The following is a 26,969-nucleotide window of genomic DNA, read 5'->3' as shown; positions in this document are numbered from 1 at the left end:
GAACAGGCCATCAGAATCGCTCATAATCAATTTTCCCAGACCAACACCCCAACCCCGGGAAATCGACCGGCGTTTTAAACTTTGGTACTACTGACCCACGCTCCTAGTGCTTTCAACGCATTGAGCCGGTCGACAAGGACCCCGTCACTCTGAACTCGGGCCGCGGCGGCGCGAGTCTTCCATGCCCGAAATGACCGTGAAGTGACCGTGACGCCCTGCCCGCGCAGGACGCCGCACGTCAACTCGACTCCATGGCCGTTCGCCTTCATCTGGACGATGAAAGCGACTAGGGACGGTTGCGAGGGTCGAGCTCCCTGAGCTCAAGAAAGACGCGGCCGCTTTGAGGATGTCGTTCGTCTCGCGCAGGTCACGGTGCTGGCGCTTGAGGCGTTTGATTTCCTCGAGCTCCTCGGTCGTGGGACCGGTGCGTTCGCCGGTGTCGGTCTACGCCTGGGTGACCCACTTTCGGAGCGTCTCGGCGCCGATGTTGAGCTTGGGGGCCAAGTCGCGGCACGCGGACCACATTGACGGGTAATCCTTCAAACGATCAAGAGTCATACGGACCGCTCGTTCGCGAACCTCTGTTGGGTGTTTCTTGGGCATAACCGAATCCTTTCACCAGAAAGAAAGCGGCAGGAAATCAGGGACGGTTCAGTCAGAGACCAAAAGAGTCACGCAGCCCACACGAATCATGACCAGCCTGCCAGCTGATAACCAGACCAGCTACAACCATTACAGAGACACCGCGAGCCAACAATCCTCCTGTGCATAACCCCCACCATGGCCGCACCCCGTGCCACGATCGCCGCATGCCTTACATGTGCATCCTCGAATGCCACGATGGCTCCTTCTATGTGGGCAGCACCTGGGACATCGACCGCCGCCTCTGGCAGCACAACGCCGGCGAGGGCGCCGCGTACACAAAACGCCGCCGACCCGTCAGGCTCGTCTACCTCGAAGAGTGCTCTCACATAGCAGATGCTTACGCCCGCGAAAAGCAGGTCCAAGGCTGGAGCCGCGCAAAACGCATTGCCCTGATCGAGAGCAGACTCAGCGATCTTCCCATCCTCAGCGTGCGCTCCAGCAAGACCCGGCCCGACGCGTCGCCGTCCGAGCCTGAGTAGCCCCCCGCTGGTCGAGGAGCCGGAACGCACTTCCCCGGCGTCTCGAGGTCGGCTCACCAGGTTTTGACTGCTCGCACGCTCGCGCTCAACCAGCGGCACGCACCTCGCCGGCGCCTCGAGACCTCATGAGCCGCGCGAGGAGGGCGAGCAGCCGCTAGCCGCGGGCCAGGGACACGCCCGACTCGGCGGCGAGCGCCTTGATCAGAGCAGATGCGTTCTCCTCCGACCACCCCGCGTCCACGGCAGCATCCACATAGTGTGCTGCGGCGGTGACACTGGGTACGGCTACCCCGAGTCCCGCCGCAAAGTCCTGAATCAGGCCCACGTCTTTCTGCATCAGCTTCAGTGCAAATGACGGCGCGTAGTCGTCGGCAAGGACCGCCGGGCCGACGCCATCAAAGATCGGCGACCGAAAATCGGTCACCTTCAGCACCTCAAGCACCTTCGGCAGATCCAGCCCCGCCTTCGCGGCGAGCGCGAGCGACTCCCCCAGTGCCAGCAGCTGCGAGGCCACCACCAGGTTGCCCACGAGCTTCATGCGCACTCCCGAGCCGCCGGGGCCCATCAGATGCACCGTCTCACTGATCGGCTCGAACACGTGCGCCGCCTCCGCAAACACGTCCGCGTCACCGCCCGCCACGATCCACAGTCCGCCACTGTTGGCCTCACCGCGGGAACCGAAAACGGGTGCATCGAGAAAGCGGATGCCGCGCGCGTCGTACGCCGTACGCTCAGCCGCACTCACCTCGGGGCTGATGGTCGACAGGTCAATTATGATCGAGCTGGTCTCCACGACGGAAGCCAAACCACCCTCGCCGAGCACCACCGCGCGAACGGCGGCGTCATTGCTCAGACAATACATGACGATGTCGGCCCCCGCCACGGCGGCGGCGACGCTCGGGGCAGCGGTGGCGCCCGCGGCAACCGCTTCTGCCACCGGAGCCGCCGAACGGTTCCATACCGTCACGGTGTGAGAAGCAGCGAGCAGATTTTTCACCATGCCGAGCCCCATGGTTCCGAGGCCGAGGAATGCGATCGTGGTCATTTTGTGTTCTCTCCTACTGTGATGAGCGCTGCCGGGGTGTTCGTGGCTTTCCAGGACTGTAAGAAACGAAGGAATGCTGTGGCGCCCGGATCCTGCAGCCCAATGCTGCGCTCCTGCAGCCATGAGGCACGGCCTCGACGGGACTGCAGTTCCTTTGATGCGATGACTCCCGCTTCGGCGGCGTTGATCGCCGCGTCGAGGGCACTCTCGCCCGCCGCAGCGTTCACCAGGGCGTCCGCGGCCGGGAACATGGCATCAAGAATGGTCTTGTCGCCGATCTTCGACTTGCCTCGCTGGCTGATCGATTCCGCCGCGGCCACCGCGAAGGCACCAATCTGGCCATCGGCGAGCGAGGTGGAGGCACCCCACACTTTCGAGCCGGCCAGCAGTGCACCGGCTACCAGAGCAGCCATGGTGGACGGGTTCGCGTTGGCGAACGCCTTGGCGCAGGCCAGCACCACCTCGGCGGGAGTCGAGTCGGCCGGAAGCACGGCCAGGGCCTCTTCCACAGCTGCGGCTCCGAGCGACACGGTGATACCGAGGTCACCATCGCCGAGGGCACGGTCAAGCTCGCCGAGTTCGTCCGAATAACTGGTGAAATCCCCGAGGCAATTGCGAATTGCGGTACTGAGGTCGTTTCCGTTCATGGGTGTCACGCTTCCTTGAAGAATGGGGATTCCGCTGGCGCGTTGAGCAGCGCGAGGCGCTCGTCGTTCAGCGCGAGCAGCGAGATGGAGGCTCCGGACATTTCCAGGCTTGTGGCATATTCACCGATGTAGTTCTTGTCGATGGTGATTCCCTGCTCGGTGAGCAGCTGGTGCACGCGGCGAAAGAGCAGGTACAGCTCCTCGAGCGGTGTCGCTCCCATGCCGTTCACGAGCACGGCCACGCGGGCGCCCGCGGTAATTCCAAGGTCGGCAACGAGGCGTTCCATCAGGGTTTCCGCGATTCGGTCGGCTGTTTCCACGGCTCCACGATGAAAACCGGGTTCCCCGTGGATGCCGATGCCCACCTCCATCTCACCGTCATCGAGGTCGAAGCTCGCCTTGCCCGTGGTGGGCAGAATCGTCGGCGACAGGCCAATGCCCATGGTGGCGGTGTTGTTGATGATGTCTTCCGCCACCGCCGCAACCTGCTCGAGGGAATCTCCCCGCTCGGCAGCAGCGCCGGCGGCCTTGAAGGCGAACATGATCCCGGCCACGCCGCGGCGGTCTGCCGCGCGTTCCTTGGGCTGGCTCGCCACGTCGTCACGGCCCACCGCGGTGAGCGTGGCGATTCCTTCCAGTTCCGCCATGTCGGTTGCGAGGTCGAAGTTGAACACGTCGCCGCCGTAGTTGCCGTAGAGGTAGAGCACTCCAGCCCCGCCGCTCACGGCTTTGGTCGCTTCGAGCACCTGAGCGGACGAGGGTGACGAGAACACGTTTCCAATCGCCACGCCGTCACACAGGCCGCGGCCCACGTAGCCCTTGAAGAGGGGAAGGTGTCCGGAACCGCCACCCGTGACGATGCCTACCTTGCCGGCGACGGGCGCATCCGCTCGCACCAGCACGCGTCGGTCTTCTCCCGGGGTTTTGAGAAGGCGGGGGTGAGCCAGCAGGATGCCCTCGACGAACTCGTCCACGAAGGCGCTCGGCTCATTGATTATCTTTTTCATGCGTATCTTGGTCCTTTTCCAGCTCAGGTTCGTATCAGGGAAGTGTCAGACGTCGGCGTCGCAACACCAGTCGGAGGGATGGTCTTGTGGGGTCGTCTCGTTCGCGTTGACATAACCGAGTCAAGAATCATGACCGCAATGAGGATCACACCCTGGGCGATGGCGTACTCATACGACGAGAGTCGAATGGCGGTGAATCCGCTCGACACCACCTGCAGGGTGAGGGTGGCCAGCACAACGCCGAAAACCGAGGCAAAGCCGCCGGTGGGATTCGTACCTCCGAGCACCGCGATCACAATCACCAGCAGAACGTACGACGAGCCGTAATCAGCGGATGCGGTGGGGTTGCGCGCCAGAAACAGCACACCAGCCAGGCCCGCGAGCATGCCGCCCACGGTGTAGGTCTTCATGAGCACGGCGCGCGTCGGGATGGCCGAGTAGCGCGCTGCCACGGGGTTGGCGCCCTCCAGCTGAATCATGCGACCCAGCGCCGTGCGGTTCACGAGCACCGCCACCAGAATGGCCGTGATCACGAAAATGATGAACAGCACCGGAACGTTGGCGAGCGCGGCTTGACCGATGGCGCCCAGCACCGTCGGCGCCCCGTAGAGGGTCGACCCGCCGGTCCACACGATCGCGATCCCGTTGTAGATCTGCATGGTGGCCAACGTGGCCAGAATGGGCGTAATCCCCACCACGCTCACCAGGAATCCGTTAAAGGCTCCCCCGAGCATCCCCGCCACGATCCCGGCCAGCACAATCAGAAACCCGAGGCTGTTCGCCAGATCCGGGTTCGTGGCGGCAATGGCCGTATGCAGGGTCGAGATGGTGATGGCTGAGAAGTTGGCAATGGCCACGAGAGACAAGTCAATACCGCCGGTGAGCATCACCAGCATCATCGCGATGGCAATGATGCCAATTTCGGGAGCGGCAACGGCAATGTTCTGCAGGTTGATCGGGCTCAAAAACACCCGCGGGTTCAGAAACGTGAAGAGGGCCATGGCGAGCAGGAGCGCCGCCACCATGCGGCCGGCTCCCCGTTGAGCGCCGCCGGGGCGCACGAGGCGTCTCGTGAAGCGCCCCAGCTGATCATTGAGGTTGCGCAGCGGCGGGGGGTTCGGAGCGGATGCCCTGGCGCGCTTGTCTGTTGTCGGCGTCATGAGGCCATCTCCTGCTCTGTCTTCTGCTCCGTGTCGAGGTCCTGAATCACGCGCATGCGTCGGGCGTCCCGTCTCCCGGCAATGGCCTGGATACCCACACCCACGACGAGCAACACGCCTACGGCGGTGCGCAGCCAGGCGCTCTGCACGCCCACGAGCAGCAGGCTGTTCTTGATCACCTGCACGAGGAGAACCCCGAGCACGGTGCCGGTCACCGAACCGCGACCACCGAAGATGGCTGCACCACCGAGAATCACGGCGGCGATGATGTCGAGTTCTCCACCCACCAGGTCACGGGGATTGGCGCTGCGACTCAGCACAATATGAATGACACCCGCGATCGCGGCGAGTGCACCGACCAGCATGTACACCGAGATCTGTGTGCGCTTCACCTGAAACCCGGCGCGGCGGGCAGCTTCAATGTCGCCGCCGATGGCATAGAGGGAACGCCCGAACATGGTGCGCTTCAACATCCACCCCACGGCCAAGCACAGCACCAGAACGGGAACAACCAGCACGTGCAGGTAGGCCCGCCCAATGTCGGTGGTGATGTCGAACAGGTTGCTGGTGGCGAGGTCGGCCATCGATTTGGGCAGGTCGGCGTAGTAGGTGGCTCCCACGTAGGTGTACATCGCGCCGAAGAAGATCCCCTGGGTGCCGAGGGTCACAATCAGCGTGGGCAGGTTGAACCGGGCAATGACCACGCCGTTGATGAGCCCCAGTGCCGCTCCCACCGCAATGGCGATGAGGAAGATGCCGGGCAAACCCGGGTCGAAGCCGGCGCTCAGACAGAACGTCACCGTGGAGTAGCCGGCAAAGATGGCGATCGCGGCGAAGGACACATCGATGCCGCCGGTAATCACCACGATCAGAACGCCGAGGGCAAAGATCACTGGAACGATGGAGCTTCTCAAGATGGAGAACCCGGTGTTCAGGGTAAAGAATGTGGGGTTGGCGATCGACATCGCCACAATGAGCCCGAGGAGCACCAGGGCGAGGACGCCTTCGTTGTTGGTGCCGCGGAGTTTGCGCACGAGATCCATTAGGCCGACATCCGCTCTTGAATGGTGTCGACAGAGATTTGATCTCCGTCGAGAACGTGGGTGAGTCGACCATTTCGAATCACCAACACGCGGTGGCATGACGCCACGAGTTCCGGGGCGTCATCAGAGATGATGATCACCGACATGCCCGTGCCCGCCTCACCGCGCAGCAACTCCAGAATCTCTTCCTTCGAGCCGATGTCGACACCCACAGTGGGGCCGTTCAGCATGAGCACCGTGGGGGCCGTGGCCAACCACTTGGCGAGAACCACACGCTGGGCGTTTCCGCCCGACAGCGTTCGAACGGGTGCTTCTGCGTGGGGGGCGTTAATCTTCAGCCCCGTAAAGAAGCGTTTGATGGTGGCCGCGGTTGCGGTGCGGCTCAGCATCCCCCACCGGGTGCGGTGGGAGTTGAGTGAGGCGGCCACGATGTTGTCGGCAATGGACTTGTTCAGGAACAACCCCTGGGACAGGCGGTCTTCGGGTACGTAACCGATTCCGGCCCGAACGGCGTCTTGAATGGTGCGAATGGTCGCCACCTCACCGCCCACCCGAATCTCCCCCGCGTCGGCGGGCGTCACGCCAAAGAGCGCCTCCGCAATCTCGGTGCGGCCCGATCCCAGCAGACCCGTGACGCCGAGGATTTCGCCGCGGCGCAGTTGGAAGGAGATGTCACGAAACGCACCGGCCAGAGACAGGTTGCTGACTTCGAGAGCGAGCGGTGCGGAGGCATCGAGCTCACTTACCACCCGGGATTCATCAACCTGACGCCCGGTCATGTGGTGTGAAATGGATCGCTGATCGAAATCGGATGTCGGACCGCTCACGACGCGTTGACCCGAGCGCATGATGGTGAGCCGTTGGGAGATGGCGAGCACCTCTTCGAGCTTGTGCGAGACAAACATCAACGCGACGCCCCGGGCGCGCAGGCGCTCTACGAGAGCGAAGAGTCGACTGACTTCGGTGTGAGTGAGGGCCGTGGTGGGCTCGTCCATGATGATGGCGCGCGCATCGTTCACGAGTGCGCGGCAGATGGCGGTGAGCTGCTTGTCGGCCACCGACAGGGAGCCCACTTCGCGGTCCAGATCGAGGTCCAGATCGAGTTCCTGAATGATGGCCGCCGCACGGGGCCGCACGGAGCGGGCCGAATACAGGCGCCGCCCGCCGGCGACCTCGGCCGTGAGCACGATGTTCTCGGCCACGGTCAGGTTGGGAAAGAGCGAAAAGTCTTGGTAGATCACCTGGATGCCGCCCTGAATGGCCGCATGCGCATTGATGTGGTCGAACGAGACACCATCAATGATGATTTCACCGGAGTCGGGTCGCTCGGCGCCCGAAATGATCTTGATCAGGGTGGATTTGCCACAGCCGTTCTCGCCGGCGAGACAGTGCACCTCGCCGGGAATCAGATCGATGGACACATCTCTGAGTGCGGGCACGCCCCCGAAACTCTTATTAATTCCTCGTGCCGAAACGAACGGGGTTGTCGTCGAAGCAATCGTCGTGGAATCCACAGCACTACCTTTCTCACCAGAGCGCTGGGGTGTGCACGTGTATCGTGCACACCCCAGCCGGTCGAACTACTTAGAAGTTGTACTTGGCCGCCGTGGCCGCGTCAGCTGCTACCGAAGCAGCACCGACGAAGACGTTGTCGTAGCCGTCCAGCTTCTTGAGCGAGTTGTAGCCCTCAATGCCGAGGTCGGTGCCGTCTTCGATGGTTCCACCGTCGGCGAGGATCAAGGCGATGGCCAGCTGTGCTTCACCGGCGAGAGCAGGATCCCAGAAGAAGATCTTGTCGATGGAGCCGTCGGCCAGGTACTGGTTGGCGACCGAGGGGATGGAGGTTCCCATCACGCACACCTGGTCTTCGAGGCCGGCTTCCTGCACGGCGCGGGCGATGCCGGGAACGTCGTTTCCGGCCGATCCCTGGAAGCCAGCGATGTTCGGGTACTTGGCCAGAACTTCCTTAGCTCGCTCGTAGGCCGTGCCCTGGTCATCCGTGCTTTCGATCGGCGTTTCCACGCGCGTCATGTTCGGGAAGTTCGCCTGCTGGTTGTCGTAGGCGGCACCCACCCACTCCATGTGGGTCTTGGCCGTCAGTCCACCCACGAACTGCACGTACTCACCCGTGTCACCCATGCACTCGGCGAGGTTGTCCATGATCTCGGAACCGTAGGAGGGGTTGTCAAACGCCTCAATGTCGATGTCCACGTTTTCGATGCCCGTTGCCTCGTGCGAGACCACGATGATTCCCTGGTCCCGTGCCTGCTTCAGCACCGAGCTGAGCGCCTCGGGCGAGTTGGGCACCACGGTGATGGCCGTGGGTTGCTGCGCAATGAGGTCCTGAACGATCTGCACCTGCTTCTCGGGGCTCACGTCGTCGGCGCCCTCCTGACGTGCATCGATCCCGGTGCGGTCGGCGAAGGACTTGACGCCCACCTCCATGCGCTGAAACCACGGGATGGTTTGGGCCTTCACGACCGTCACCATCACCATGTCGTCAGCGGCCGGCGTGGAGCTCGATCCGCTTGCAACGCTGCCCACTGAAGAGCAACCGGTGAGAGCGAGAGCGGCTCCGACGAGTAGTGCCGTGCCCCGAAGGGCGTGCTTGTGATTCATTCCGTTAACTCCTTTGTAAACGCTTCGTGACTCGGCCACGATCGGGGGCGGCACGTTTGCGATGCGCGCTCTTCGAGGAACTTATCCGCAAACTGCACGGTACGTCAAGCGATAACGAGCATAATTTGCGCAGTTTCACGCAATTGTGTGCGTACTGTGACCAAATTCTACGCGCACGAATGCCACATCCGCCGGGTTGAGTGCATGAAAAATCCTGATCATCTATGTATTCGTGCCAGATCACGAGCAAGGCCGCTGGATGTCATCACGAGAAAAGAAATCTCACAAACCTTCGTCTGCGCGTTTTTATTCGTAAATGTGCGCGTTTTCGCGCAGAAGGTTTACAGTGGAATGATGGCGCAGCGAACATTCGTCAGAACAACCTCAGGGGAGCCACACGCATGTCCAGACAGCTAGAGATTGCCGAGATTCTCAAAGCTCAAGGGTTCCAGTCCGTCAACAGCCTCGCCACGCACTTTGCCGTGACCACCTCCACCATTCGGCGAGACCTGGAACGACTCGAATCGAAGTCGCTCATTCAGCGCACACACGGCGGAGCCATTCCCGTTGAGCCAGCGGATGCCTTCGACACGTTCACCGGTCCGCTGCACCACGCCGAGAAGTCGGCCATTGGGCAGGCCATGGCGGATCGCATTCTCGACGGCCAGATTGTGCTGCTCGATGGCGGAACGACCACGCTCGAGGTCGCCCGTCACCTTACAAAACGGCGCCTGACTGTGGTGACCAACGACCTGGCCGTGGCCATGGAAATCGCGCAGAAGCGGTCGGCGCACCTGGTGTTCATCGGCGGCGAACTGCTCCCCGACGTATACACAATGTGGGGGCCCGCCTCCGTGCTGCAGCTCTCCAACCTGCGGGTGGATGTGGCCGTGTTTGGGGCAGACACCGTCTGCGACGACGGGCTGTACCACACGAGCAGCTACGAGGTGGAGCTCAAACGGCTGATGCGATCCATCGCCAAAGAGGCCTTCTTCGTGGCTGATAGTTCCAAGTTCGGTCGCGAGGCACTCTTCAAGGTTCTCGAGGTGAAAGACTTCACCGCCGGCATCACCGACGACCTTCTCGACCCTCTTCGCGCTTCCCAATTCCCTATCCCCATAATCCAAGTCCCCAAGCACCCCACCCTTTAGCCCCGCCCGCAGCTCCCCGCCCGCTGGTCGCCGCCGCCCCGCTGGTCGAGGAGCCGGCACGCTTTTCGGGAGTGTCTCGTTAACGGTGTTTCCGGCGTTTTTCATTAGTAGGATTCTGCGTTCGGCCAGCGGTCTCGGAAGGTGATGGCGAACGCGTTGAGAGCTGGCTTCCAACGCATCGTCCACCGCAGTCGGCCGACCCCGGTCGGGTCGAGACTTCGCGTGACCAGATACAAGCATTTCAGTGCGGCCTGCTCGCTGGGGAAATGCCCTCGAGCACGCACCGCCCGCCGGTACCGGGCGTTAAGCGACTCGATCGCATTGGTGGAGCAGATCGCCTGACGAATCTCGGGATCGTAGGACAAGAACGGAGTGAACTCTTCCCACGCCGATTCCCATAACCGGATGATCGCACCGTATTTATTGCCCCAGATCTCGGTCAGATCATCCAACGCCGCCCGCGCCGTGTCAACGGTCGGAGCGGTATAGATCGGTTTCACCGCTCGTTTCATCGCATCCCAACCCTTCTTGGCGGAGAGCGTGAACGTGTTCCAGATCAGGTGAATGATGCACGTCTGCACCGTGTCAACGGCCACACGTTCCCGACAACGTTCGGCAATCCTTTCAACCCGTCACAGACCAGGAAGAACGTGTCGGACACACCACGATTCTTGATATCGGTCAGGACAGACATCCAGAACTTGGCGCCCTCACCGCCAGTGCCGGCCCACAACCTGAGAATATCCTTATCACCATCTAAAGTCGCGCCGATGGCCGCGTAGATCGCCGCGTAGATCGCCGCGTAGATCGCCGCGTAGACGCCGTCCAACGGGCGTGCCTGCCACGTCTGCATCTCCGCGATCACCTTGTCCGTGATGCGGGAAATGGTCTCTTTCGATACCTGCGCACCATAGATCTGGTTGTAGCGTGCGCTGATCTCCCCGGTCGTGAGGCCGCGGGCATACAACGACAGCACGATCTCATCGACCCCGGTCAAACGGCGTTGTCGTTTCGGCACGATCACCGGAGTGAACGTGGCGTCCATGTCGCGGGGCACCTGAATGGTCACCGGCCCTGTCGTGGGACTGATCACCGTTTTGGGCCGAGTCCCGTTGCGCACGTTCGAGTCGTCGCGCTCGTCCGGGGCACGGTTCTTTTCATGGCCAAGGTGATCGGTCATTTCCTCGTTCAGCGCGGCCTCAAGAAATGTTTTCGTGAACTGGCCCAGCAGCCCATTCGGACCGTCCAGGGCCAAGCCTTGCTCCTTAGCCAGGCGCACCCATTCCTTCGCCGCCACCGCCTCACGGGTCGGCTCAGATTTCGTTTTTTCGTCACAGCATCAAGCGTCGTCATCACGGCACCGTACCCGCCAGACCCACGTCCAGCGCGTCAGGCCGGAAACACCGTTTAAGAGACAGTCCCACTCAGCCTCCCGTAAAAGACGCATGACTACGCGTTCGCAAGCACCAGTGACACCGATAACGAGAAATGAAATCAGAAGATATCGACTTATGTGAGGTTCTCTTTCGAATGATTCTACGAATCAATGTAGCCGTGCGTCTTGACATGATTTCTGGGGCGGGGATACCGTGAAGAAGGTTACCTACCAAGAGTTTCTGTAGCGAGGATCATAATTGTGAGTGCATTGGGAAAGACACAACAACCGCCCTCGACTGTGAGTGCGCGGCCGGAACGTGAAATGTGGTCCGGGCGGAGAGTGTTCATTCTCGCTGCCATCGGGTCCGCCGTGGGACTGGGTAATATCTGGCGCTTCCCCTACGTTGCCTACGAAAACGGCGGCGGGGCGTTCATTATCCCGTACCTGGTCGCCTTGCTCACAGCCGGAATACCGCTACTCTTCCTCGATTATGCCATCGGGCACCGATTTCGTGGGTCACCTCCGCTGGCAATGCGGAGACTGCATCCCAAAGCCGAAGCCATTGGCTGGTGGCAAGTCGGAATCTGTTTCGTCATTGCTGTGTACTACGCGGTGATCATTGCCTGGGCCGGCATGTACTTCATATTCTCCTTCACCACCGCTTGGGGCGACGACGCAGCGGGTTTCTTTACCGGCGAGTTCCTCCAGGTCAGCGATCAGGTGAACCTGGGCTTCGACTTCGTGCCCTCCGTGCTCATTCCGCTGATTCTCGTGTGGGGCGTGGTTATCGCCATCCTCGCTTTGGGAGTGCAAAAGGGAATTGCCCGCTCCTCCATCGTGTTTATGCCGTTGCTATTGATCATGTTCCTCATTCTGGTCGTCCAAGCGCTGTTCCTTGAGGGTGCCTGGACCGGACTGGACGCGTTTTTCACGCCGGACTGGACCCGACTCGGTGACAGTTCTATCTGGGTGGCTGCCTATGGGCAGATCTTCTTCTCACTGTCGGTGGCCTTCGGGATCATGATCACGTATGCCTCCTACCTGCGGCGAAAAACCGATCTGACCGGTTCCGGGTTCGTCGTCGGCTTCGCCAATTCCGGCTTCGAGCTGCTGGCCGGCATCGGGGTCTTCGCGGCCTTGGGATTCATGGCGGCATCGAGCGGGGTTGGTGTGGACGAAGTCGCTGTCAGCGGTATCGGTCTGGCATTCATTGCGTTCCCGACCATCATTGCGCAGGCGCCGGCGGGTGTTCTGTTGGGAGTGCTGTTCTTCGGTTCGCTTGTGTTCGCCGGTCTAACGTCGCTGATCAGTATCGTCGAAGTCATCATTGCCGCCGTTCAGGACAAGTTAGGCTGGCGGCGGGTGAAGGCAGTGCTGGTCGTCGGCATCCCTATTGCCCTGATATCGATCCTGCTGTTTCCAACGACGACGGGCCTGAACCTGCTCGATGTAACCGATGCCTTTGTCAATAGCTTCGGAATTGTAGCCGTCGCACTGGTGGCCGTAGTGGCGATGTCCGCTGGGTTCAGCGCTCTTCCCCGGCTGCGCGAACACATCAATGCAACGTCCTCGGTTAAGCTGGGCCGCAGTTGGCAGATTTTCATCGGCGGTGTCACTCCGGTGGTCCTGGGTTACATCCTGATCGACACCGTCACCACCAGGATCAGCGAGGGCTACGGCGGTTTACCGGACTGGTTTGTCGGCGTCTTCGGCTGGGGCATGGTGATTGCCTTGGTGCTGATCGCCTACCTGCTTTCGAAGATTCCGTGGAGTCATCGATCCGCCGCTTATGAGATAAATATCCATGAACCGATCCTGGACGCCGAACTCGATGCGAATAAATCCGCCACGGATAAGATCATGGATGGCGAAACTCGCCTGCCCGAAACCGCCGCATCCGGATCCGCAGCGGGGGAAAGGAAGAACCCATGAGTACCTCCGCGGTCGTCATGATGATCATCGCTTTGTTGGCCGTATGGGGAGGGCTGGGGATGGCCCTGCTCAATCTCAAGCGGCATCCGGAAGTCATCGACGACGAGGAAGCCGACGCCGTTTTGCACGACGGCGCATCCGTGTCGTCATTACGATAAGTTCGTGACCCGCAAAGTGACGTTGATTCGCCCGCGGCTGAGTCGGTTCGCCAGATCGGCTGTTCGCGGATAGTTCTTCAGCACGCCCCGCTGCCCGGAGCGGGCGACCTTTGTATGAGCTTGAGAAAGCGGGCTCGCGCGACGACGGCCGTGAGGAGCAGATTTTCTGAAAGCGACGAAAATTTGGCACCCGGACCCCTAAGCCACCTGTTCGTAATGCCACAAATCCGCGTTGTTCGGTGGCCGGGAGGGCGGTTCGACTGCGGCGTGCTTTGTCCCTCCGCCACGACAGGTTCCTGCTGGTGAGGTCCCCGTCGCGGCAGAGACCGTTGCTCGTGTAAAGGATCACGGCAGCAGGATGGTCCCAACGGGTATTCCACCGAACGAGAGCTCATCGGGGTATTCCGCGAAGACTTCAACCTTTGGGCGCAGTTTGCGCCGAATTGAGATTCGTAGAGCAGGTAGATGCCGAGTTGAACGTAGTCGACCTCGATGCCGTCAAAGAGGTTTTGGGTAGCGGGCAGGGTCGTTGACACCATCGTGTCGGCACGCAGGTTGTGGTGGACGGCGCGACAGAAGCTGCGCCAGCGATATCCGGATGCTGGCCCAGTCTCGTTGACCGTCCAGCGCGGCATCGGCCAAAGTGCGCCACACTATCTCCACGTTCGTCATCGCATACTCATAAAAATACGGAAGGCAGTATCGGTATTTACATGGACGAAGACAGTGGGTCTTGGATTCTTGATGTTGGCGGGAGCACTGCTCGAATCCCTTCCGGCGCACCGCTTAACCCCGTTCGCCACGTGTCGGACGGGGTGCTTTGTGTCTTTTATCGGCGGGGATAGAATCGGCATCATGTCCCTGCCGCGCTTTCTGTTTGTCGACCAGCTCGGTCCCCACTACGACGACGGTGGGCCCATTGTGCTGGTCGAGGCGGCTGCCGTTCTGGGGCGACGCACGTATCACCGGGCTAAAGCCCACCTCATCCTGAGCGCACTTCGCCACCGCGCGCGGGAGTTGGGTGATCGCGCAGAGTTTCTGCGAGCCGAGCACTACCGGGACGTGCTCAAGGGCCGTAATCTCGAGGTGATCAACCCCACCTCGTGGGGCGCACGCGCGCTGGTCGCAGAATTGGGCGCATCCGTTCTGCCGAGTCGAGGCTTCGTGACGAGCGAACAGGACTTCGCCAGTTGGGCCGACGGCCGGCCCGCATCCCGGCTTGTGATGGAGCAGTTCTACCGCCACGTGCGCACGACCACCGGCACACTTATGCGTGGCCCTGAGCCGGAGGGCGGGCGCTTCAACTTCGATCACGAGAATCGACAGCCGCCACCGAAACGTGCGGCCAGTCTCGGCCTGCCCGACCCGTGGGCCCCGGTCGAAGACGACATCGACGAGGAGGTGCGCCGAGACCTTGACCGCCTCGTCGCCGAGGGCCGAGTGCACTTGATCGGAGCGGATGGCCCGCGCCGATTTGCGGCCACCCGCGAGGAAGCGCTCGCGGCGCTGGATGATTTCGTCGAAACGCGACTGTCGGACTTCGGGCCCTTCGAGGATGCCTCGCTGATCGGGGATAGCACGATGGCCCACTCGAGGTTGAGCGTCCCACTCAACCTCGGCCTCCTGCATCCGCAGGAAGTCATCGACGCGGTCGTCCTGGCGTACCACTCCGGTCAGGTTCCGTTGCCCAGCGCCGAGGCCGTGGTGCGCCAAATCATGGGCTGGCGGGACTGGGTCTGGCACCTGTACTGGCACCTCGGTGAGAACTACGTCGCGGAGAGCAATTTTCTTGGAGCCCACGAGCCGCTTCCGCCAGCGTTTCTGGAATTGAACGGTGCCGCCGTCGAAGCGCGGTGCTTGAGCCACGTGCTCGATGAGGTTTCCCGCACCGGGTACGCGCATCATATTCAGCGCCTCATGATTCTGGGCAACTGGTCATTGCAGCGAGGCTACGAACCGTCGGCACTGTCGGATTGGTTTATCAATGCCTTCGTCGACGGAACACCGTGGGTCATGCCGGCCAATGTTGTCGGCATGTCGCAGCACGCCGACGGCGGCATTGTCGCGACGAAGCCCTACGCCGCCGGTGGCGCCTATATCTCGAAGATGACTGATTTCTGCGGGGGCTGTCGGTTCAATCCGAAAATTCGGCTGGGTCCGGAGGCCTGCCCGTTCACGGCCGGATATTGGGCATTCCTGGATCGCGTGGAGCCGCGCATCCGCGGTAATCACCGCATGGCCCAGCCGCTCGCCGGCCTGAGGCGTCTTGTGGACCGCGACGAGGTTGTGGCTCAGGAGCGCACGCGCACGGACTGGTAGGGACTATCCGGCGAAGGCGGTGCTCGGCAGGTCGCGTTCGCCGGAGATGATCGCGTCGACGACGCGTCGGGCGACATCCGCTGGCTGATAGCCGGTAGGTAGTGGCGGTGCTGACCCCTGGATCGGTCGGGTGGCCAGTCCCGTTTCGGTATGGCCGGGTCGTGCATCAAGAAAGCGGATGCCGTCCCGTCGCATCTCCCGGCCCGCCGCTTGCGCGAAGGCCGCGAGGGCTGCCTTCGAGGCCGAGTATGCCGCCATGTTCGCGGTTGGGCGCTCGCTCACAATGCCGCTGAGCGTGACAAAGAACGGATCACGATGCCCGCCGGATGATTCGGTCAGAGCGGGACGGGCGGCCCGGAGCAGGCGCATCGGTGACGTCGCGTTCACCGCCATCAGCGTATCTATTGTTTCGTCAGCGACATCCGCTAGGGGGCCGAACGCTACGACTCCGGCGGCGTTGATGATTCCGTCGAGGCGGCCGTGTGCGGCTAGGGCGGCGGACACGAGCTGTGCGGCCGTGCTCGGATCACTCAGGTCGCCAGTGACCGTCGCTCCAAAGATGCCGAGTTCGGCGAGACGCTCAGCGCTGCGCCCGTGCAGGGTGAGCAGAGCGCCCTCTTCGCTCAGAAGCTGGGCAATTTCGCGGCCCAAGCCACCGGTAGCGCCGACGATAAGAACGGATGAACCGGAGAGGGAAGCCATGGCTTCATGATAAACGAGATGCTGAGTGCATGCGCAAGATTAGGGTTTCCGTCCCCAAGTTGGGATAGCATCGACCAAAGCGAGCATTCCTCAACTTGTCGGCGTTCGTTTTGTTCCCAGGGACCGGTACGTGGTTGCACCCGATTTTCTCGCCGGGCAATGTTCGGGCGCACGGTGAGGAAGGCATTCCTGCGAGGGACTGCCTCGGTGGGACGAGGGGTAGGGCCCTCGTTCCATCGCCCGACCTTTCGATGGCCGGCGTGGGTTAAACGTCGAGTGTTGGGTCCTCGTCACGCTCGCCAGGGCAGCCGACGCGCAGCTTGTCGCACAGTGCGGCGAGCTGCAGCAGTTCGGCCTGAGTCAGGGACTCGCCAATGCGCTCGGTGATCGCGCCCATGTGCATAACAGCGACCCGTCGAAACAGAGCCAGGCCTGCCTCGGTGAGCTCGATGATCGCGCCGCGCCCGTCGCTCGGGTCGCTGAGCTTGTGTAGATATCCGCGCGACACGAGCCGATCAACGAGGCGACTCACGCTCGGCTGAGTCAACAGCACGTGCTGATTGAGATCACGCAAGCGGATGCGTCGCTCCGGCTGCCGAGACAGGTTGAACATCACGTCGTACTCGTTGAGCGAAATCTCCTTGGACGGAAAATTCGCGGCCAGGCTGCGCATGATGGCCACCTGGGCGCGAAACAGCGATTCCCACGCGCCCACCGCGATTGTTCGATCCACCACCTGCGGCTCCTAACCTCGTTCTATCAAGGATAGAGACTCGGCGGGGCAGGCCGGGCCAGGGTCGGTGGCTGGGCCGGGAGCATCCGCTTGCTGAGAAAAAACGGATGCCGTGCATGAAACTCGCAGGTGATTTTCTGGCCCAAAGGTGGCGCCCGTTACCTATTCGTTATATGTTTTAGGTGCGTCAACCGTTTGCTGTGGCGGACGACGTGAAATGTGATTGCAGGACACTCTTGGTGCAAGGGAAGAGGGTCAGTCGTAGCCTCTGCGACTGGCCCTCAGTCCTTTTAACCGGCAGCACGTGAGCGGCCGTTCAGAACAGGTCGGGGCTCGGCGTGGTCGACTGGCGGATAGCGACGTCCGCGTGGCGGTCGAAGCGGTAGCCGACACCGCGCACTGTGCGCACGATGTCTTCGTAGCGGCCGAGCTTGGAGCGCAGACGGCGAACATGCACGTCGATGGTGCGTTCGTTCGGGGTGTCTTCCTCGTCGGCGGAGTTCCACAGCGACGAAATGATTTCGGCCCGGTCAATGGTGCGGCCCTCACGCAGCACGAGGTACTGCAGCAGCTCGAACTCCTTGTAGGTCAGTGCTGCCGTCTCGTTATCGAGAATGACGCGCTTGCGGGAGATGTCGACGACGACACCGCTGCGGGCTCGGTCGAGTTCTTCGGGCTCGGCGCGGTGGGCGGCGAGTGCGGCCGGATCCTGCAGGGCCAGGCGCACGACGTCAACGTCGCGGCCGCCGGCGCCCTGGGGGGCCAAAGCGACGGCGGCGTAGGTCTCGGACGAGGGGGCGATGTCGGCGGCGAGGGACTTGAGCGCCTCGACGATGCGGTTCAGGCTTGTGCCGGCCGCGGCCGCCTTGGCTTCATCGATGCCGACGTAGAGCACGAAGCCGCGAGCCTCGGTACCGCTGGGCACGGCGCGAATGCGGGGGGTGGCCACCGGCGGGGCCAGGGTCAGGTCGGGGCGGTTGAACGTGGGGCGAGTGGCGTGGATGTGTGCGAGAGACATGGGAGAGGTCCTTGACTGTTCGATCGACGGGAGCCCGACGGATGCGCGAAGCGCCTATTCCGTGCCGGAGACTCGAGGTGTGGCCCGTGGGGCCGGAAGGCGAATGCATCGAAAAGCATTCGGGGCGTCAGCCTGAACTGTCAGGCAGTGAACGCGAGGGGGAACGTCGCGGTTAGCGGCACATTCGGCAACAGCGGATGGCGGGGGTGCCGGCCATCATCATGGCGGCAGTCCCGGGGGCCTCGAGGGAGGTCAGGGGGCGTGCGCTGGTTGTCATAACTGTGAGTAAAGCGGAATGTGACGCCGCGTGTCAATTTGGCGTCGCGGCAAGTCGCCGAATGACGTGCAACACGTTCGCAGCGTGCTGCCCGTTTAGGCGATTCCGTGCAAAATCACGTCTTTGTGAAATATTGCATGATGAAACGTGGATCGATCAAAGATTATTGATGTGACCCGGGCCCAGCGTGTTGTCGGTCGCAGGACCTGCATGAGATCAGACGAGGCCGTACAGGCGGTCGCCCGCATCACCGAGGCCGGGCACGATGTAGCCCAGCTCGTTCAGCTTCTCGTCGACGGCGCCCAGCACGATCGTGACTTCGCGGCCGGCCAGTGCCGCCTCGACGGCGGCGAGGCCTTCGGGGGCCGCCAGGATGCAGATCGCCGTCACGTCGACCGCGCCGCGGTCGAATAGAAAATTGATCGCGGCGATGAGCGAGCCGCCGGTGGCGAGCATCGGGTCGAGTACAAAACACTGCCGATCCGACAGATCGTCGGGCAGGCGTTCGGCGTAGGTCGTCGGCTGCAGCGTCTCTTCGTTGCGGGCCATTCCGAGAAAACCGACCTCGGCGGTCGGCAGCAGCTTGACCATACCTTCCAGCATTCCCAGGCCGGCGCGCAGAATCGGCACGACGAGCGGCTTCGGATCGCTGATCCGCACGCCCTGCGCGGCCGATACTGGGGTCTGCACGGTCACGGCTTCCACCCGCACGCCGCGCGTACCTTCATAGGCGAGCAGTGTCATGAGCTCTTCGACCAGCGATCGAAACAGCGGTGACGGCGTGTTCTTATCGCGGAGCACGGTGAGCTTGTGCGTGATGAGCGGGTGGTCGGCAACGTGGACTCGCATAGGCTCGATTCTACTAGACGGGTTGAGGTGAGACATGGGTGCACGAGACCAACACGATGAGTGGATGCTGCTGGCCCTGACCGAGGCGCGCGCCGCCCTGGCTTCCGACGACGTGCCAGTCGGCGCCATCATCGTCGACAGCGCGGGCCAGGTGATCGGCCGGGGCCGCAACGAGCGCGAACTGCACCAGGACCCCACCCTGCACGCCGAGGTCGTCGCCATTCGCCAGGCCGCCGCGCACACCGGGGACTGGCACCTGACCGAATGCACCCTGATCGTCACGCTCGAACCCTGCGTCATGTGCTCCGGCGCCATCCTCGCCGCCCGGCTGCCCACGGTCGTCTTCGGCGCCTGGGATGAAAAAGCGGGAGCGGCCGGGTCGGTCTACGACGTGCTGCGCGACCGCCGACTCAACCACCGGGTCGAGGTCTTCGCTGGCGTCAACGAGGTCGAGTGCGGCACCATTCTGCGGGAATTCTTCGAGGATCCGGCGCGCAGAAGCCGGCGCTGAGTCCTACTCGAGTCCCTTGATCACGAAGCTGTCGGTCGGCGGGTCGGCCAGGTTCGGGTCGAAGTAGATATCCGGCTCGAGATAGATGGTGCGGGCCAACGGCACGGCGGCTCGAATGCGGGTCTCCACGGCGTTGATATTCGCGGCGACGTCGGTAAAGCGGTGGTCGCCGTCAAAGGCGAGTTTGGCGCCGACCAGAATCTCGTCCGGGCCGAGATAGAGGGTCTTGAGGTGAATGATGCGCCTGGTCTCCGGGCCGTCGAGAATGGCTGCCTCGATGGCATCGAGGTCTCTCCTGCTGGCGCCTTCGCCGACCAGCAGGCTCTTGGTCTCAATGCCGAGAATGATCGCGACCAGCACGAGCAGCGCGCCAATGGCGAGCGTGCCGATCGCATCCCAGATCGGCTCGTCGGTGATGATGGTCAGGCCGACACCCACGAAGGCGAAGGCCAGGCCGGTGAGCGCCGCGACATCTTCGAGCAGTACGACGGGCAGCTCGGGCGCCTTCGCGTGCCGCACAAACTGCACCAAGCTCTGCTTCCCTCGCACATGGTTCGATTCCCGAATCGCGGTGCGCAGCGAATAGCCCTCGAGGACCATGGCGATAGTGAGCACCAGAATCGGTAGCCAGGCATTTTCGAGCGGATGCGGGTGCTGCAGCTTGTCGAAACCCTCATAGAGCGAGAACACACCGCCGATCGAGAACAGGATGATCGACACCACGAAGGCGTAGACGTAGCGTTCGCGCCCATAGCCGAACGGATGCTCCAGATCGGCCCGCTTTTTAGCCTTGCGACCACCGAGCAGCAGGAGCAACTGGTTGCCGGCATCCGCTACCGAGTGCACCGCCTCCGCCAGCATCGAGGAGGAGCCGGAAAAAGCCCAGGCCACGAACTTGGTGATGGCAATGCCCAGATTGGCCGCGAAGGCCGCCACGATTGCCTTGTTTCCGCCCGATGCGCTCATGGGATCATCTTAGAACCGGCGCCAGCTGGCGGAGGCTGCGCTCAGGTGGGGCGTTTTGGGCACCTCGATGACGGAAAAAGTAGACTGGTCGGATGACTTCTTCCCCGAATGTGACTCTGCCCACGATCGCCTTCCTCGGCGCCGGCTCCATGGCTCGCGCCATTCTGGCCGGCCTGCTGAAGCCCGGCGTCACCGTTGAGGGCGGCATTCGCGTCACCAACCGCACCGCGGTCAAGGCCGCCGAGCTGGCCGACACCGACGGTGTCACCGCCTACGCGACCGAAATCGACGCTGACGCGAACCTCAAAGCCATCGACGGCGCCCAGATCGTCATTATCGCCGTCAAGCCGTACATGGTCGCCGATCTGCTGGCGGAAATCGGCACGTCGCTCGCTCCCGGCACGCTCGTGCTGAGCGTCGCGGCCGGCGTCACCATCGACACCTTCGAATCGCTCCTGCCGAGCACCGTACACGTCGTCCGCACCATGCCGAACACGCCCGCCGTCGTCGGCATGGCCGTCACCGGCATCAGCGCCGGCACCCGATCGAGCGACGCTGACCTCGAACTCACCCGTGCCCTGTTCGCGACCGTCGGCGACGTTCTGGTCGTTCCCGAGAGCAAGCTCGACGCCCTCAGTACCATCAGCGGCTCCGGCCCCGCGTACGTGTTCTACCTGATCGAGCAGCTCACCGAAACGGCCATCGCCAAGGGGTTCACGCCCGAAGAAGCGGCCATCATGGTCAACGGAACCTTCCTCGGTGCGAGCTCGCTGCTCGCCGTTTCGGACAAGTCGCCGAGCGAACTGCGCCGCCTGGTCACGAGTCCGGCCGGCACCACCGAGCGCGCCGTCTGGGAGCTCGAAAAGGGTGGCCTCAAGGAACTCTTCGACACCGCAACGGATGCCGCCCTGGCGCGTGCGAAGGAACTCGCCGCCTCCTAGCGCCTACAGCCCCTCGGCGATGGCGGCCGTCGCCTGCAACCAGGCTGAGCGGGTGCGGGGCGCCAGCGCGTCGACGTTGAGCGGTCCGCCGCCGACCAGCGAAGCGTCGTAGGGAACGTCGACGACGGTGCGGGTGAGCTGGCGAAAGTGGTCGTGCAGGCGCGCGGACAACTGCTCATCCGCGGTCTTCGACGGTGAAGCGAGTACGGTCACCGCCTGGGCGACCTTGTCGGCGTGCCCCTTCTGGCGCAAGCCGTCGAGCAGCGAGGCTGCACCGTAACCGGTGTCCTCGCGGATGGTCGAGACGATCACGAGCTGGTCGGCGGTCTCCACGGCCGCCTCCCAGTTACTGGCCCGCATGTTGTTGCCGGTGTCGATGACCAGCACCCGGTAGAAGCGGCTGAGCGTTGTATGCAGTTTGCGGAATGCGACATCGTCGATGCTCGCCGCTCCGGCCGGATCGAGGTCGGAGGCGAGTGCATCGAACTGGGCGTCGCCCTGCGACCGCACATAGTTGTCGAGGTCGCCCACCCGGGAGCGAGCATCACCGAAGCGATCCAGGTCGCGCAGCAGATCGACGGCCGTATTGGTGTGCCGAGCGGCCTGGGCGCGTACGCCCAGGGTTCCCATGGTCTCGTTGTTGTCCCAGGCGAGGGTATAGCCGCCGCGATAGATGCCGAACGTTGCCGCAATGAGCAGCGTTGCGGTTGTTTTGTGCGCCCCGCCCTTGGGGTTGAGGACCACGATCGTGCGGGGGCCGTTCAGGCTGCGCTGCACGGCGCTGATGGCGCTGCGCTGCATCTGCTCGGTGGGACTCGGCGCGAGCGAGACCAGCCCGCCGGTGAGGCGGCGCATGGCGCCCTGCCAGCCGTGCTCGGCCGGACCGGTCGGTGCCGGCGGCCGCGAGCTCAGAAAATCGGCGAGGTTGGGCGGGACGGTGGTCGATGTCGCGGCGGCCGCGGCGGCGGCAGCGGGCGAGGTTACGAATGGCGAGGTGGCTGGACGTGATGTGACCGGCACCGATGTGACCGGCATTGATGTGACCGGCGCTGACGCGACTGGCAGCGACGGTGTCCGCTCTGCTCCGCCGACGGATGCCCGCGGCTCCGCGGCAACAGCCAGAGGAGCGAGCAGGGATTCGAACAGGCTGACGGGTTCATCGTCGGGTTCATCGGCGGCGGCTTCTGCGGCGGGCGGCTGCAGCAGCGCAGCAAACGGGGTGCGCGCATCCGCTTCGATCGGCACGGCAGGCCGCGGCGAACTGTTCTGCACGGGGAGCGGCACGGTGTGCGCCGGCTTGGGATGCCGCCCGACGACGACCGGTCCGGCGGACTCGACGCGTCCGTTCGGGTGCACCGTCAGCGGCCAGTCGCCCTGCTCGTCGCTGACCTGCAGCAGCACAGACTGCCCGCGGGTGCGGGCAGTCTCGACGACGAGACCGATGATCTCCTCGCGCACGCCGGCTTCATCGTTGCCGGTCACCGTGCGCGTTGCGCCGTTGATGGTGACCTCGCCCGTCGTACCGGTTTGCACTTCGGCGATGATGTCAGCGGTGGTGTCAGGTACCGTGAATCCGGCCTCGGGCGCAACGGTATCGGGGAGCGCGGGAACGTTTCGTGACATGGATGAGCCTTTCCGTCCTCGGACATGACGCCACAGGCAGCCTCGCCGAGCTGCGACGAGTTATGTCCGTAGTAGGAGAATAGCCGGTCGCCGTCCACGAATTGGAGGATTATTCACCGAATCCGGGTGCATTCCGCCAGAACGGATGCTGATCGGCTAAGATCCGAGCGCCGCGAACCGCTCGATGTCGGCTTCGGCGCCCGACACGATGATGAGGTCGTGGTTGGAGACCACCGTCTCAGCGGTGGCATAGGTGAACGGCTTTCCCGGACTCTTCACGCCGACCACCGTGACGTTGTACTTGCGACGCACGCCGGAGTCAACCAGGTTGAGGCCGCGGATCTGCTTCGGCGGGTACATTTTCACGAGGGCGAAGTCATCATCAAACTCTATGAAGTCGAGCATGCGACCCGACACGAGGTGGGCAACGCGTTCCCCGGCCTCGGCCTCGGGGTAGATCACGTGGTTAGCGCCGATGCGTTCGAGGATCTTGCCGTGTGACTTGGAAATGGCCTTGGCCCAGATCTGCGGGATCTTCAGGTCAACCAGGTTCGCCACGATGAGCACGCTCGCTTCGACCGAGGCACCGGTTGCGCAGACGGCGATGGAGAAGTCCTGGGCGCCGATTTGCTGCAGCGCCTCGAGGGAGCGGGCATCCGCTTGCACAGCGTGGGTGACTCGCTCCGACCATTTCTGCACCAGCGCCTCACTCGTGTCGACCACGAGCACTTCGCGGCCGAGACGGTCGAGCTGGCCGGCTGTGGCAGCACCGAAACGCCCGAGCCCGACGATGAGTACGGGAGCGTCGTGTTTGATGCGATCAACCAACGTTGGGCCTCTCTTCCGGGTGTTTAAACAGTGGCCTGCTCTGGCTTGCGGCCAATGCTGCCGCGAGAATCACTGTACCAACCCGGCCCATGAACATCGTGGCCGCCATCACGTACACGCTTTCCGGTAAACCACCATGCCGAAAATCAACAGGGCGATCGAGCGGTTCGACGGCCAGCGAGCCGGGCCAAAGTTGCCTGACTGAACGGACTACCCAATGATCGGGCGTTCTTCCGGGAGCGAGTAGAGAACATTGCGTTGTTTGAGCGCAAGGGCAGCAGCCAGACCGATCGGGCCAATCCGGCCGGCCAGCATGAGGAGGCTAAGCACGTATTTTCCCGCCGGGTGCAGCTCTTCGCTGAGCCCAACAGACAGGCCACAGGTAGCGAAAGCGGAGATAACTTCGAAGAGGATGCGATCCAGCGGCTCATCGCTGACCATCATGATGAGCCCGGTCGCCACGAGCACGAGCGTGGCGCCTAGGAATGTGACACTGATGGCGAGCCGCAGGGTGCCGTCGGGAATCGTCCGTCCGCTGATCATGACGCGCCTATCGCCACGCGCTTCCGCGACGATGGCGAGGAAGAGGACCGCGAGCGTGACCACTTTGATGCCTCCCGCAGTCGATGCGGATCCGCCACCGACAAACATCAATGCGTTCGTCATGAGGAGGGTGATCGGGTTCGATTCGCTCGTGTCCGTGATGGCGAATCCGCCGGAACGCATCATGGTCGAGGCGAATAAGGCGTGGAAGAGCTTGTCCGGGATGCTGAGGTGTTCGATTGACCGTTCATTTCCCCATTCCATGGCTCCCCAGGCAACCGCTCCGGCGATGAGCAGAAGTGTGGTCGTGCCGAGGGTTAGCTTGGTGTGCAGGGTCCAGCGCTTTCTATTCCACTTGTGTTGGATCAAGGTCAGATACACGGGGAAGCCGAAGCTTCCGACGAATACTCCGATCATGATCGGGGTCAGAATCCAGTAGTCGCCATCGAACTGGCCGAGGCCGCCCGCATGCGAGACGAAGCCGGCGTTGTTGAACGAGGAGATTCCGTAGAAGAGTCCGTGCCAGACGCCGTCCCACCAGTTGTCTTCGATCATCACGAACCGTGGGATCAGGACTGCCACGAGTGCCGCTTCGATCGCTAGCGTGGTCAGCACCACGGTGCGAAGCAGACTGCCGACCTCACCGAGCCTCGACGTGCCGAGGCTCTGCTGAACGAAGACCTTGTCGCCGAGGCCCAGGTGCCGAGTAACCGCCCGCGCCAGGAGCAGGGCAATCGTGACAATGCCGAGCCCGCCAATCTGGATAGCGAGCAGAATCATCGCCTGTCCGAAGAAAGACCAGTGAGTTGCTGTGTCCAGCGTCGTCAGGCCCGTCACTGTCACGGCCGAGACGGCGGTAAAGATGGCATCGGGCAGGGGTGTTCGGTTCCCATCTGCCGCAGCGATCGGAAGAGACAAGACGATGGCGAAGAAAAGAGCGGCCGCGACGAAGATGAGTGCTGCTGCCCGGGAGGGCGAACGCTTCACGAACTCGCGGATCAGGGACCGAGGCTCCTGCGTTTGACTTGGTTCGGAGTGGGCGTGGTGCATGGGGATTCTCCGCTCGACGATGAGGGTCGCTGACCAAACTCGTCGACACTCTAATGACTAAATTAAGCCGCAGGTATCGATCCGGCCCGCCATCGGTCCGAGAGTCGTGACCTTGGTGCGCAACTGCCAACGATATCGATCAGGGCAAGCTCATTGAAACCGTGTGTGAACAATCACGCCCTCACGCGGTCCCGGCTGCGCACCAAAATAGAGAGTGGGTGGGGGAGGGACGGGCCTGTCCCGGTTCTCGACAACACCTGGAACCCCCGATTGACCTGCGACCTGTGCCAGTTTGACATGGCACTACCCAGCGGTGGTTTTTACCCAGTACGAATGACTACCCTGAGGGTATGGCAGACATCTTCACCGTGGTGGCAGACTCGGCGCGACGCGACATTTTGCGCATCCTCTTGGAGCGGGCTGATCCCCCCGGCGAGCCCGGGAGCGCGGGGCGCAGCGAACTGAGCGTGTCCGACATCGTCGGTCATCTCGGGCTGAGCCAGCCGACGGTCTCCAAGCACCTCAAGGTGCTGCGTGAAGCCGGTCTGGTCACCGTGCGCGAAGACGGGCAACACCGCTTCTACCGACTGGAATATTCGCCGCTCGAGGAGATCGAGGATTGGCTGATCCCGTTCCTCAGCGTCGACTTCGATCAGGCCGTCAAGACCGCCGATCTGGAGGGTGAGGGGTTGAAAGACGAGCAGCGCGCCTTCGCCTCGGCCATCGGCAAGGCTTTCGCCGACGCCTCGCAGATGTCCCAGGTGGTCAAGGATGCGACCGCGAAGAAGTGGCGCAGAAACGGTTGAAATCGGGCGTTTCGCGTTCCCGCGACCGGCCCGATCCGACGGTTGAGTAGTTGGAGAGCGTTTTGTCCGATAGAATGGTGTTTTCGTGTCAGTCGCGGGCCCCGCGACTAAACCAATACTTGTGAGGTCCGTGTGGGTTCTGTAATTAAGAAGCGACGCAAGCGTATGGCGAAGAAGAAGCACCGCAAGCTGCTTCGCAAGACTCGCCACCAGCGTCGTAATAAGAAGTAGAGCGACTCCTCGTCGTTCTGTGAGCAAAGCGCTAGCCCTTCGGGACTGGCGCTTTTTGCTTGCCTGAGAGACGGCTGGGCGGAGTGGTGTTCCTGCGCGTTGCGCCGGTAGCATAGCGTCGATGTGCCATTACCCCGAATGGGGGTGGCGGTGCCATGGTGCGCGGCATCACTATTGATGGAATACGTGGGCGTTAGCGTCCGAGAGGCTACCCCCGTGAACCACGCTCCCTCGGCGCTCTTGCGTCGATGTACTGCTGCCATAATCATCCCGCTGCTGGTACTTGCTGGGATTGTACTGCCTACCAG

Annotated in this window: 24 protein-coding genes and 1 pseudogene; 9 read left to right on the top strand and 16 right to left on the bottom strand. The window is 62.7% G+C overall.

The window, feature by feature from the left end; translation table 11 throughout:
* Positions 1-809 precede the first annotated feature (809 nt).
* Positions 810-1,124, top strand: a complete 315-nt coding sequence (locus E3O45_RS15445) for a GIY-YIG nuclease family protein (RefSeq protein WP_092448453.1) — start codon at positions 810-812, stop codon at positions 1,122-1,124.
* A 154-nt stretch (positions 1,125-1,278) separates the two neighbouring features.
* Here E3O45_RS15445 and E3O45_RS15440 read toward each other — a convergent pair whose 3' ends face one another.
* From E3O45_RS15440 to E3O45_RS15410, 7 genes are all read right to left on the bottom strand, one after another.
* Positions 1,279-2,169, bottom strand: coding sequence for an NAD(P)-dependent oxidoreductase (locus tag E3O45_RS15440; protein ID WP_092448452.1), 891 nt, complete (start codon positions 2,167-2,169; stop codon positions 1,279-1,281).
* A complete protein-coding gene (locus tag E3O45_RS15435) occupies positions 2,166-2,816 on the bottom strand; it encodes a DAK2 domain-containing protein (RefSeq protein ID WP_134444237.1) in 651 nt (216 codons plus the stop codon). The genes E3O45_RS15440 and E3O45_RS15435 overlap by 4 nt, the downstream gene beginning before the upstream one ends.
* Before the next feature lie 5 nt (positions 2,817-2,821).
* Positions 2,822-3,823, bottom strand: a complete 1,002-nt coding sequence (locus tag E3O45_RS15430; RefSeq protein WP_170851528.1) for a dihydroxyacetone kinase subunit DhaK — start codon at positions 3,821-3,823, stop codon at positions 2,822-2,824.
* 23 nt (positions 3,824-3,846) lie between these two features.
* On the bottom strand, positions 3,847-4,983 hold the full coding sequence (locus E3O45_RS15425; RefSeq protein WP_241985394.1) for an ABC transporter permease: 1,137 nt from the start codon (positions 4,981-4,983) through the stop codon (positions 3,847-3,849).
* The gene (locus E3O45_RS15420) at positions 4,980-6,017 is read right to left on the bottom strand and encodes an ABC transporter permease (protein WP_370450386.1); all 1,038 of its coding nucleotides are present in this window, start codon (positions 6,015-6,017) and stop codon (positions 4,980-4,982) included. The genes E3O45_RS15425 and E3O45_RS15420 overlap by 4 nt, the downstream gene beginning before the upstream one ends.
* An 8-nt stretch (positions 6,018-6,025) precedes the next feature.
* Positions 6,026-7,465: a sugar ABC transporter ATP-binding protein gene (locus E3O45_RS15415; RefSeq protein WP_241985393.1), complete on the bottom strand. Its 1,440-nt coding sequence runs from the start codon at positions 7,463-7,465 to the stop codon at positions 6,026-6,028.
* Between the two features lie 145 nt (positions 7,466-7,610).
* Positions 7,611-8,645, bottom strand: coding sequence for an autoinducer 2 ABC transporter substrate-binding protein (locus tag E3O45_RS15410; RefSeq protein WP_092448448.1), 1,035 nt, complete (start codon positions 8,643-8,645; stop codon positions 7,611-7,613).
* Positions 8,646-9,046: 401 nt separating this feature from the next.
* Between E3O45_RS15410 and E3O45_RS15405 the strand changes: the two genes are divergently transcribed.
* Entirely contained in the window at positions 9,047-9,796 is a 750-nt protein-coding gene (locus E3O45_RS15405; RefSeq protein WP_092448447.1) for a DeoR/GlpR family DNA-binding transcription regulator, read from the top strand.
* Positions 9,797-9,900: 104 nt separating this feature from the next.
* On the opposite strand, the pseudogene E3O45_RS15400 reads toward E3O45_RS15405, so the two are convergent.
* Positions 9,901-11,093, bottom strand: a pseudogene (locus tag E3O45_RS15400) (IS256 family transposase).
* Positions 11,094-11,495: 402 nt separating this feature from the next.
* Here E3O45_RS15400 and E3O45_RS15395 point away from each other — a divergent pair.
* From E3O45_RS15395 to E3O45_RS15385, 3 genes are all read left to right on the top strand, one after another.
* Positions 11,496-13,106: a sodium-dependent transporter gene (locus tag E3O45_RS15395; RefSeq protein ID WP_134444278.1), complete on the top strand. Its 1,611-nt coding sequence runs from the start codon at positions 11,496-11,498 to the stop codon at positions 13,104-13,106.
* Positions 13,103-13,264 carry a methionine/alanine import family NSS transporter small subunit gene (locus tag E3O45_RS15390; protein WP_134444234.1) on the top strand — a complete coding sequence of 54 codons (162 nt, stop codon included), beginning with the start codon at positions 13,103-13,105 and terminating at the stop codon, positions 13,262-13,264. Before E3O45_RS15395 ends, E3O45_RS15390 begins: the two co-directional genes overlap by 4 nt.
* Positions 13,265-14,119: 855 nt before the next feature.
* Positions 14,120-15,583 (top strand): cryptochrome/photolyase family protein, encoded by a 1,464-nt coding sequence (locus tag E3O45_RS15385; protein ID WP_134444232.1) that lies wholly within the window; start codon positions 14,120-14,122, stop codon positions 15,581-15,583.
* A 3-nt stretch (positions 15,584-15,586) separates the two neighbouring features.
* On the opposite strand, the gene E3O45_RS15380 is transcribed toward E3O45_RS15385, so the two are convergent.
* The 4 genes from E3O45_RS15380 to upp form a co-directional block, all read right to left on the bottom strand.
* Positions 15,587-16,285, bottom strand: coding sequence for an SDR family oxidoreductase (locus tag E3O45_RS15380; RefSeq protein ID WP_134444230.1), 699 nt, complete (start codon positions 16,283-16,285; stop codon positions 15,587-15,589).
* 265 nt (positions 16,286-16,550) lie between these two features.
* Positions 16,551-16,958, bottom strand: a complete 408-nt coding sequence (locus E3O45_RS15375; RefSeq protein ID WP_134444277.1) for a MarR family winged helix-turn-helix transcriptional regulator — start codon at positions 16,956-16,958, stop codon at positions 16,551-16,553.
* Positions 16,959-17,334: 376 nt separating this feature from the next.
* Positions 17,335-18,036: a winged helix-turn-helix domain-containing protein gene (locus E3O45_RS15370; RefSeq protein WP_134444228.1), complete on the bottom strand. Its 702-nt coding sequence runs from the start codon at positions 18,034-18,036 to the stop codon at positions 17,335-17,337.
* Between the two features lie 493 nt (positions 18,037-18,529).
* Positions 18,530-19,162: a uracil phosphoribosyltransferase gene (upp, locus tag E3O45_RS15365; protein WP_134444226.1), complete on the bottom strand. Its 633-nt coding sequence runs from the start codon at positions 19,160-19,162 to the stop codon at positions 18,530-18,532.
* Between the two features lie 34 nt (positions 19,163-19,196).
* Between upp and tadA the strand changes: the two genes are divergently transcribed.
* Positions 19,197-19,673 carry a tRNA adenosine(34) deaminase TadA gene (gene tadA, locus E3O45_RS15360; RefSeq protein ID WP_206750280.1) on the top strand — a complete coding sequence of 159 codons (477 nt, stop codon included), beginning with the start codon at positions 19,197-19,199 and terminating at the stop codon, positions 19,671-19,673.
* A gap of 3 nt (positions 19,674-19,676) precedes the next feature.
* On the opposite strand, the gene E3O45_RS15355 is transcribed toward tadA, so the two are convergent.
* Positions 19,677-20,639 (bottom strand): cation diffusion facilitator family transporter, encoded by a 963-nt coding sequence (locus tag E3O45_RS15355; RefSeq protein WP_134444224.1) that lies wholly within the window; start codon positions 20,637-20,639, stop codon positions 19,677-19,679.
* 92 nt (positions 20,640-20,731) lie between these two features.
* Here E3O45_RS15355 and proC point away from each other — a divergent pair, with 92 nt between their 5' ends.
* Complete coding sequence (gene proC / locus E3O45_RS15350) at positions 20,732-21,580, top strand: pyrroline-5-carboxylate reductase (RefSeq protein WP_134444223.1); 849 nt, start codon at positions 20,732-20,734, stop codon at positions 21,578-21,580.
* Between the two features lie 3 nt (positions 21,581-21,583).
* Here proC and E3O45_RS15345 read toward each other — a convergent pair whose 3' ends face one another.
* The 3 genes from E3O45_RS15345 to E3O45_RS15335 all read right to left on the bottom strand — a co-directional run bounded on the left by E3O45_RS15345 (position 21,584) and on the right by E3O45_RS15335 (position 25,561).
* Complete coding sequence (locus E3O45_RS15345; RefSeq protein WP_241985392.1) at positions 21,584-23,203, bottom strand: chromosome partitioning protein; 1,620 nt, start codon at positions 23,201-23,203, stop codon at positions 21,584-21,586.
* A 156-nt stretch (positions 23,204-23,359) separates the two neighbouring features.
* A complete protein-coding gene (locus E3O45_RS15340; protein WP_092448437.1) occupies positions 23,360-24,031 on the bottom strand; it encodes a TrkA family potassium uptake protein in 672 nt (223 codons plus the stop codon).
* Between the two features lie 210 nt (positions 24,032-24,241).
* Positions 24,242-25,561, bottom strand: a complete 1,320-nt coding sequence (locus E3O45_RS15335) for a TrkH family potassium uptake protein (RefSeq protein ID WP_241985391.1) — start codon at positions 25,559-25,561, stop codon at positions 24,242-24,244.
* A gap of 413 nt (positions 25,562-25,974) precedes the next feature.
* On the opposite strand from E3O45_RS15335, the gene E3O45_RS15330 reads away from it, so the two are divergent.
* Together E3O45_RS15330 and E3O45_RS15325 are read left to right on the top strand one after the other, a co-directional pair.
* Positions 25,975-26,430 carry a helix-turn-helix transcriptional regulator gene (locus E3O45_RS15330; RefSeq protein ID WP_134444220.1) on the top strand — a complete coding sequence of 152 codons (456 nt, stop codon included), beginning with the start codon at positions 25,975-25,977 and terminating at the stop codon, positions 26,428-26,430.
* A 132-nt stretch (positions 26,431-26,562) separates the two neighbouring features.
* Positions 26,563-26,661 (top strand): 30S ribosomal protein bS22, encoded by a 99-nt coding sequence (locus E3O45_RS15325; RefSeq protein WP_003792170.1) that lies wholly within the window; start codon positions 26,563-26,565, stop codon positions 26,659-26,661.
* The last annotated feature ends 308 nt before the right edge of the window (positions 26,662-26,969 follow it).

The sequence above is a fragment of the Cryobacterium sp. TMS1-20-1 genome (assembly GCF_004402355.1).
GTDB lineage: Bacteria > Actinomycetota > Actinomycetes > Actinomycetales > Microbacteriaceae > Cryobacterium > Cryobacterium levicorallinum.
This window is presented reverse-complemented; position numbering and strand designations above follow the sequence as displayed.

What these genes read in the sequence shown, in the direction of transcription:
- E3O45_RS15445 (WP_092448453.1), top strand. Translation starts at nt 810, where the DNA reads ATGCCTTACATGTGCATCCTCGAATGCCACGATGGCTCCTTCTATGTG.
- E3O45_RS15440 (WP_092448452.1), bottom strand. Translation starts at nt 2,169, where the DNA reads ATGACCACGATCGCATTCCTCGGCCTCGGAACCATGGGGCTCGGCATG.
- E3O45_RS15435 (WP_134444237.1), bottom strand. Translation starts at nt 2,816, where the DNA reads ATGAACGGAAACGACCTCAGTACCGCAATTCGCAATTGCCTCGGGGAT.
- E3O45_RS15430 (WP_170851528.1), bottom strand. Translation starts at nt 3,823, where the DNA reads ATGAAAAAGATAATCAATGAGCCGAGCGCCTTCGTGGACGAGTTCGTC.
- E3O45_RS15425 (WP_241985394.1), bottom strand. Translation starts at nt 4,983, where the DNA reads ATGACGCCGACAACAGACAAGCGCGCCAGGGCATCCGCTCCGAACCCC.
- E3O45_RS15410 (WP_092448448.1), bottom strand. Translation starts at nt 8,645, where the DNA reads ATGAATCACAAGCACGCCCTTCGGGGCACGGCACTACTCGTCGGAGCC.
- E3O45_RS15405 (WP_092448447.1), top strand. Translation starts at nt 9,047, where the DNA reads ATGTCCAGACAGCTAGAGATTGCCGAGATTCTCAAAGCTCAAGGGTTC.
- E3O45_RS15395 (WP_134444278.1), top strand. Translation starts at nt 11,496, where the DNA reads ATGTGGTCCGGGCGGAGAGTGTTCATTCTCGCTGCCATCGGGTCCGCC.
- E3O45_RS15390 (WP_134444234.1), top strand. Translation starts at nt 13,103, where the DNA reads ATGAGTACCTCCGCGGTCGTCATGATGATCATCGCTTTGTTGGCCGTA.
- E3O45_RS15385 (WP_134444232.1), top strand. Translation starts at nt 14,120, where the DNA reads ATGTCCCTGCCGCGCTTTCTGTTTGTCGACCAGCTCGGTCCCCACTAC.
- E3O45_RS15380 (WP_134444230.1), bottom strand. Translation starts at nt 16,285, where the DNA reads ATGGCTTCCCTCTCCGGTTCATCCGTTCTTATCGTCGGCGCTACCGGT.
- E3O45_RS15375 (WP_134444277.1), bottom strand. Translation starts at nt 16,958, where the DNA reads ATGCGCAGCCTGGCCGCGAATTTTCCGTCCAAGGAGATTTCGCTCAAC.
- E3O45_RS15370 (WP_134444228.1), bottom strand. Translation starts at nt 18,036, where the DNA reads ATGTCTCTCGCACACATCCACGCCACTCGCCCCACGTTCAACCGCCCC.
- upp (WP_134444226.1), bottom strand. Translation starts at nt 19,162, where the DNA reads ATGCGAGTCCACGTTGCCGACCACCCGCTCATCACGCACAAGCTCACC.
- tadA (WP_206750280.1), top strand. Translation starts at nt 19,197, where the DNA reads ATGGGTGCACGAGACCAACACGATGAGTGGATGCTGCTGGCCCTGACC.
- E3O45_RS15355 (WP_134444224.1), bottom strand. Translation starts at nt 20,639, where the DNA reads ATGAGCGCATCGGGCGGAAACAAGGCAATCGTGGCGGCCTTCGCGGCC.
- proC (WP_134444223.1), top strand. Translation starts at nt 20,732, where the DNA reads ATGACTTCTTCCCCGAATGTGACTCTGCCCACGATCGCCTTCCTCGGC.
- E3O45_RS15345 (WP_241985392.1), bottom strand. Translation starts at nt 23,203, where the DNA reads ATGTCACGAAACGTTCCCGCGCTCCCCGATACCGTTGCGCCCGAGGCC.
- E3O45_RS15330 (WP_134444220.1), top strand. Translation starts at nt 25,975, where the DNA reads ATGGCAGACATCTTCACCGTGGTGGCAGACTCGGCGCGACGCGACATT.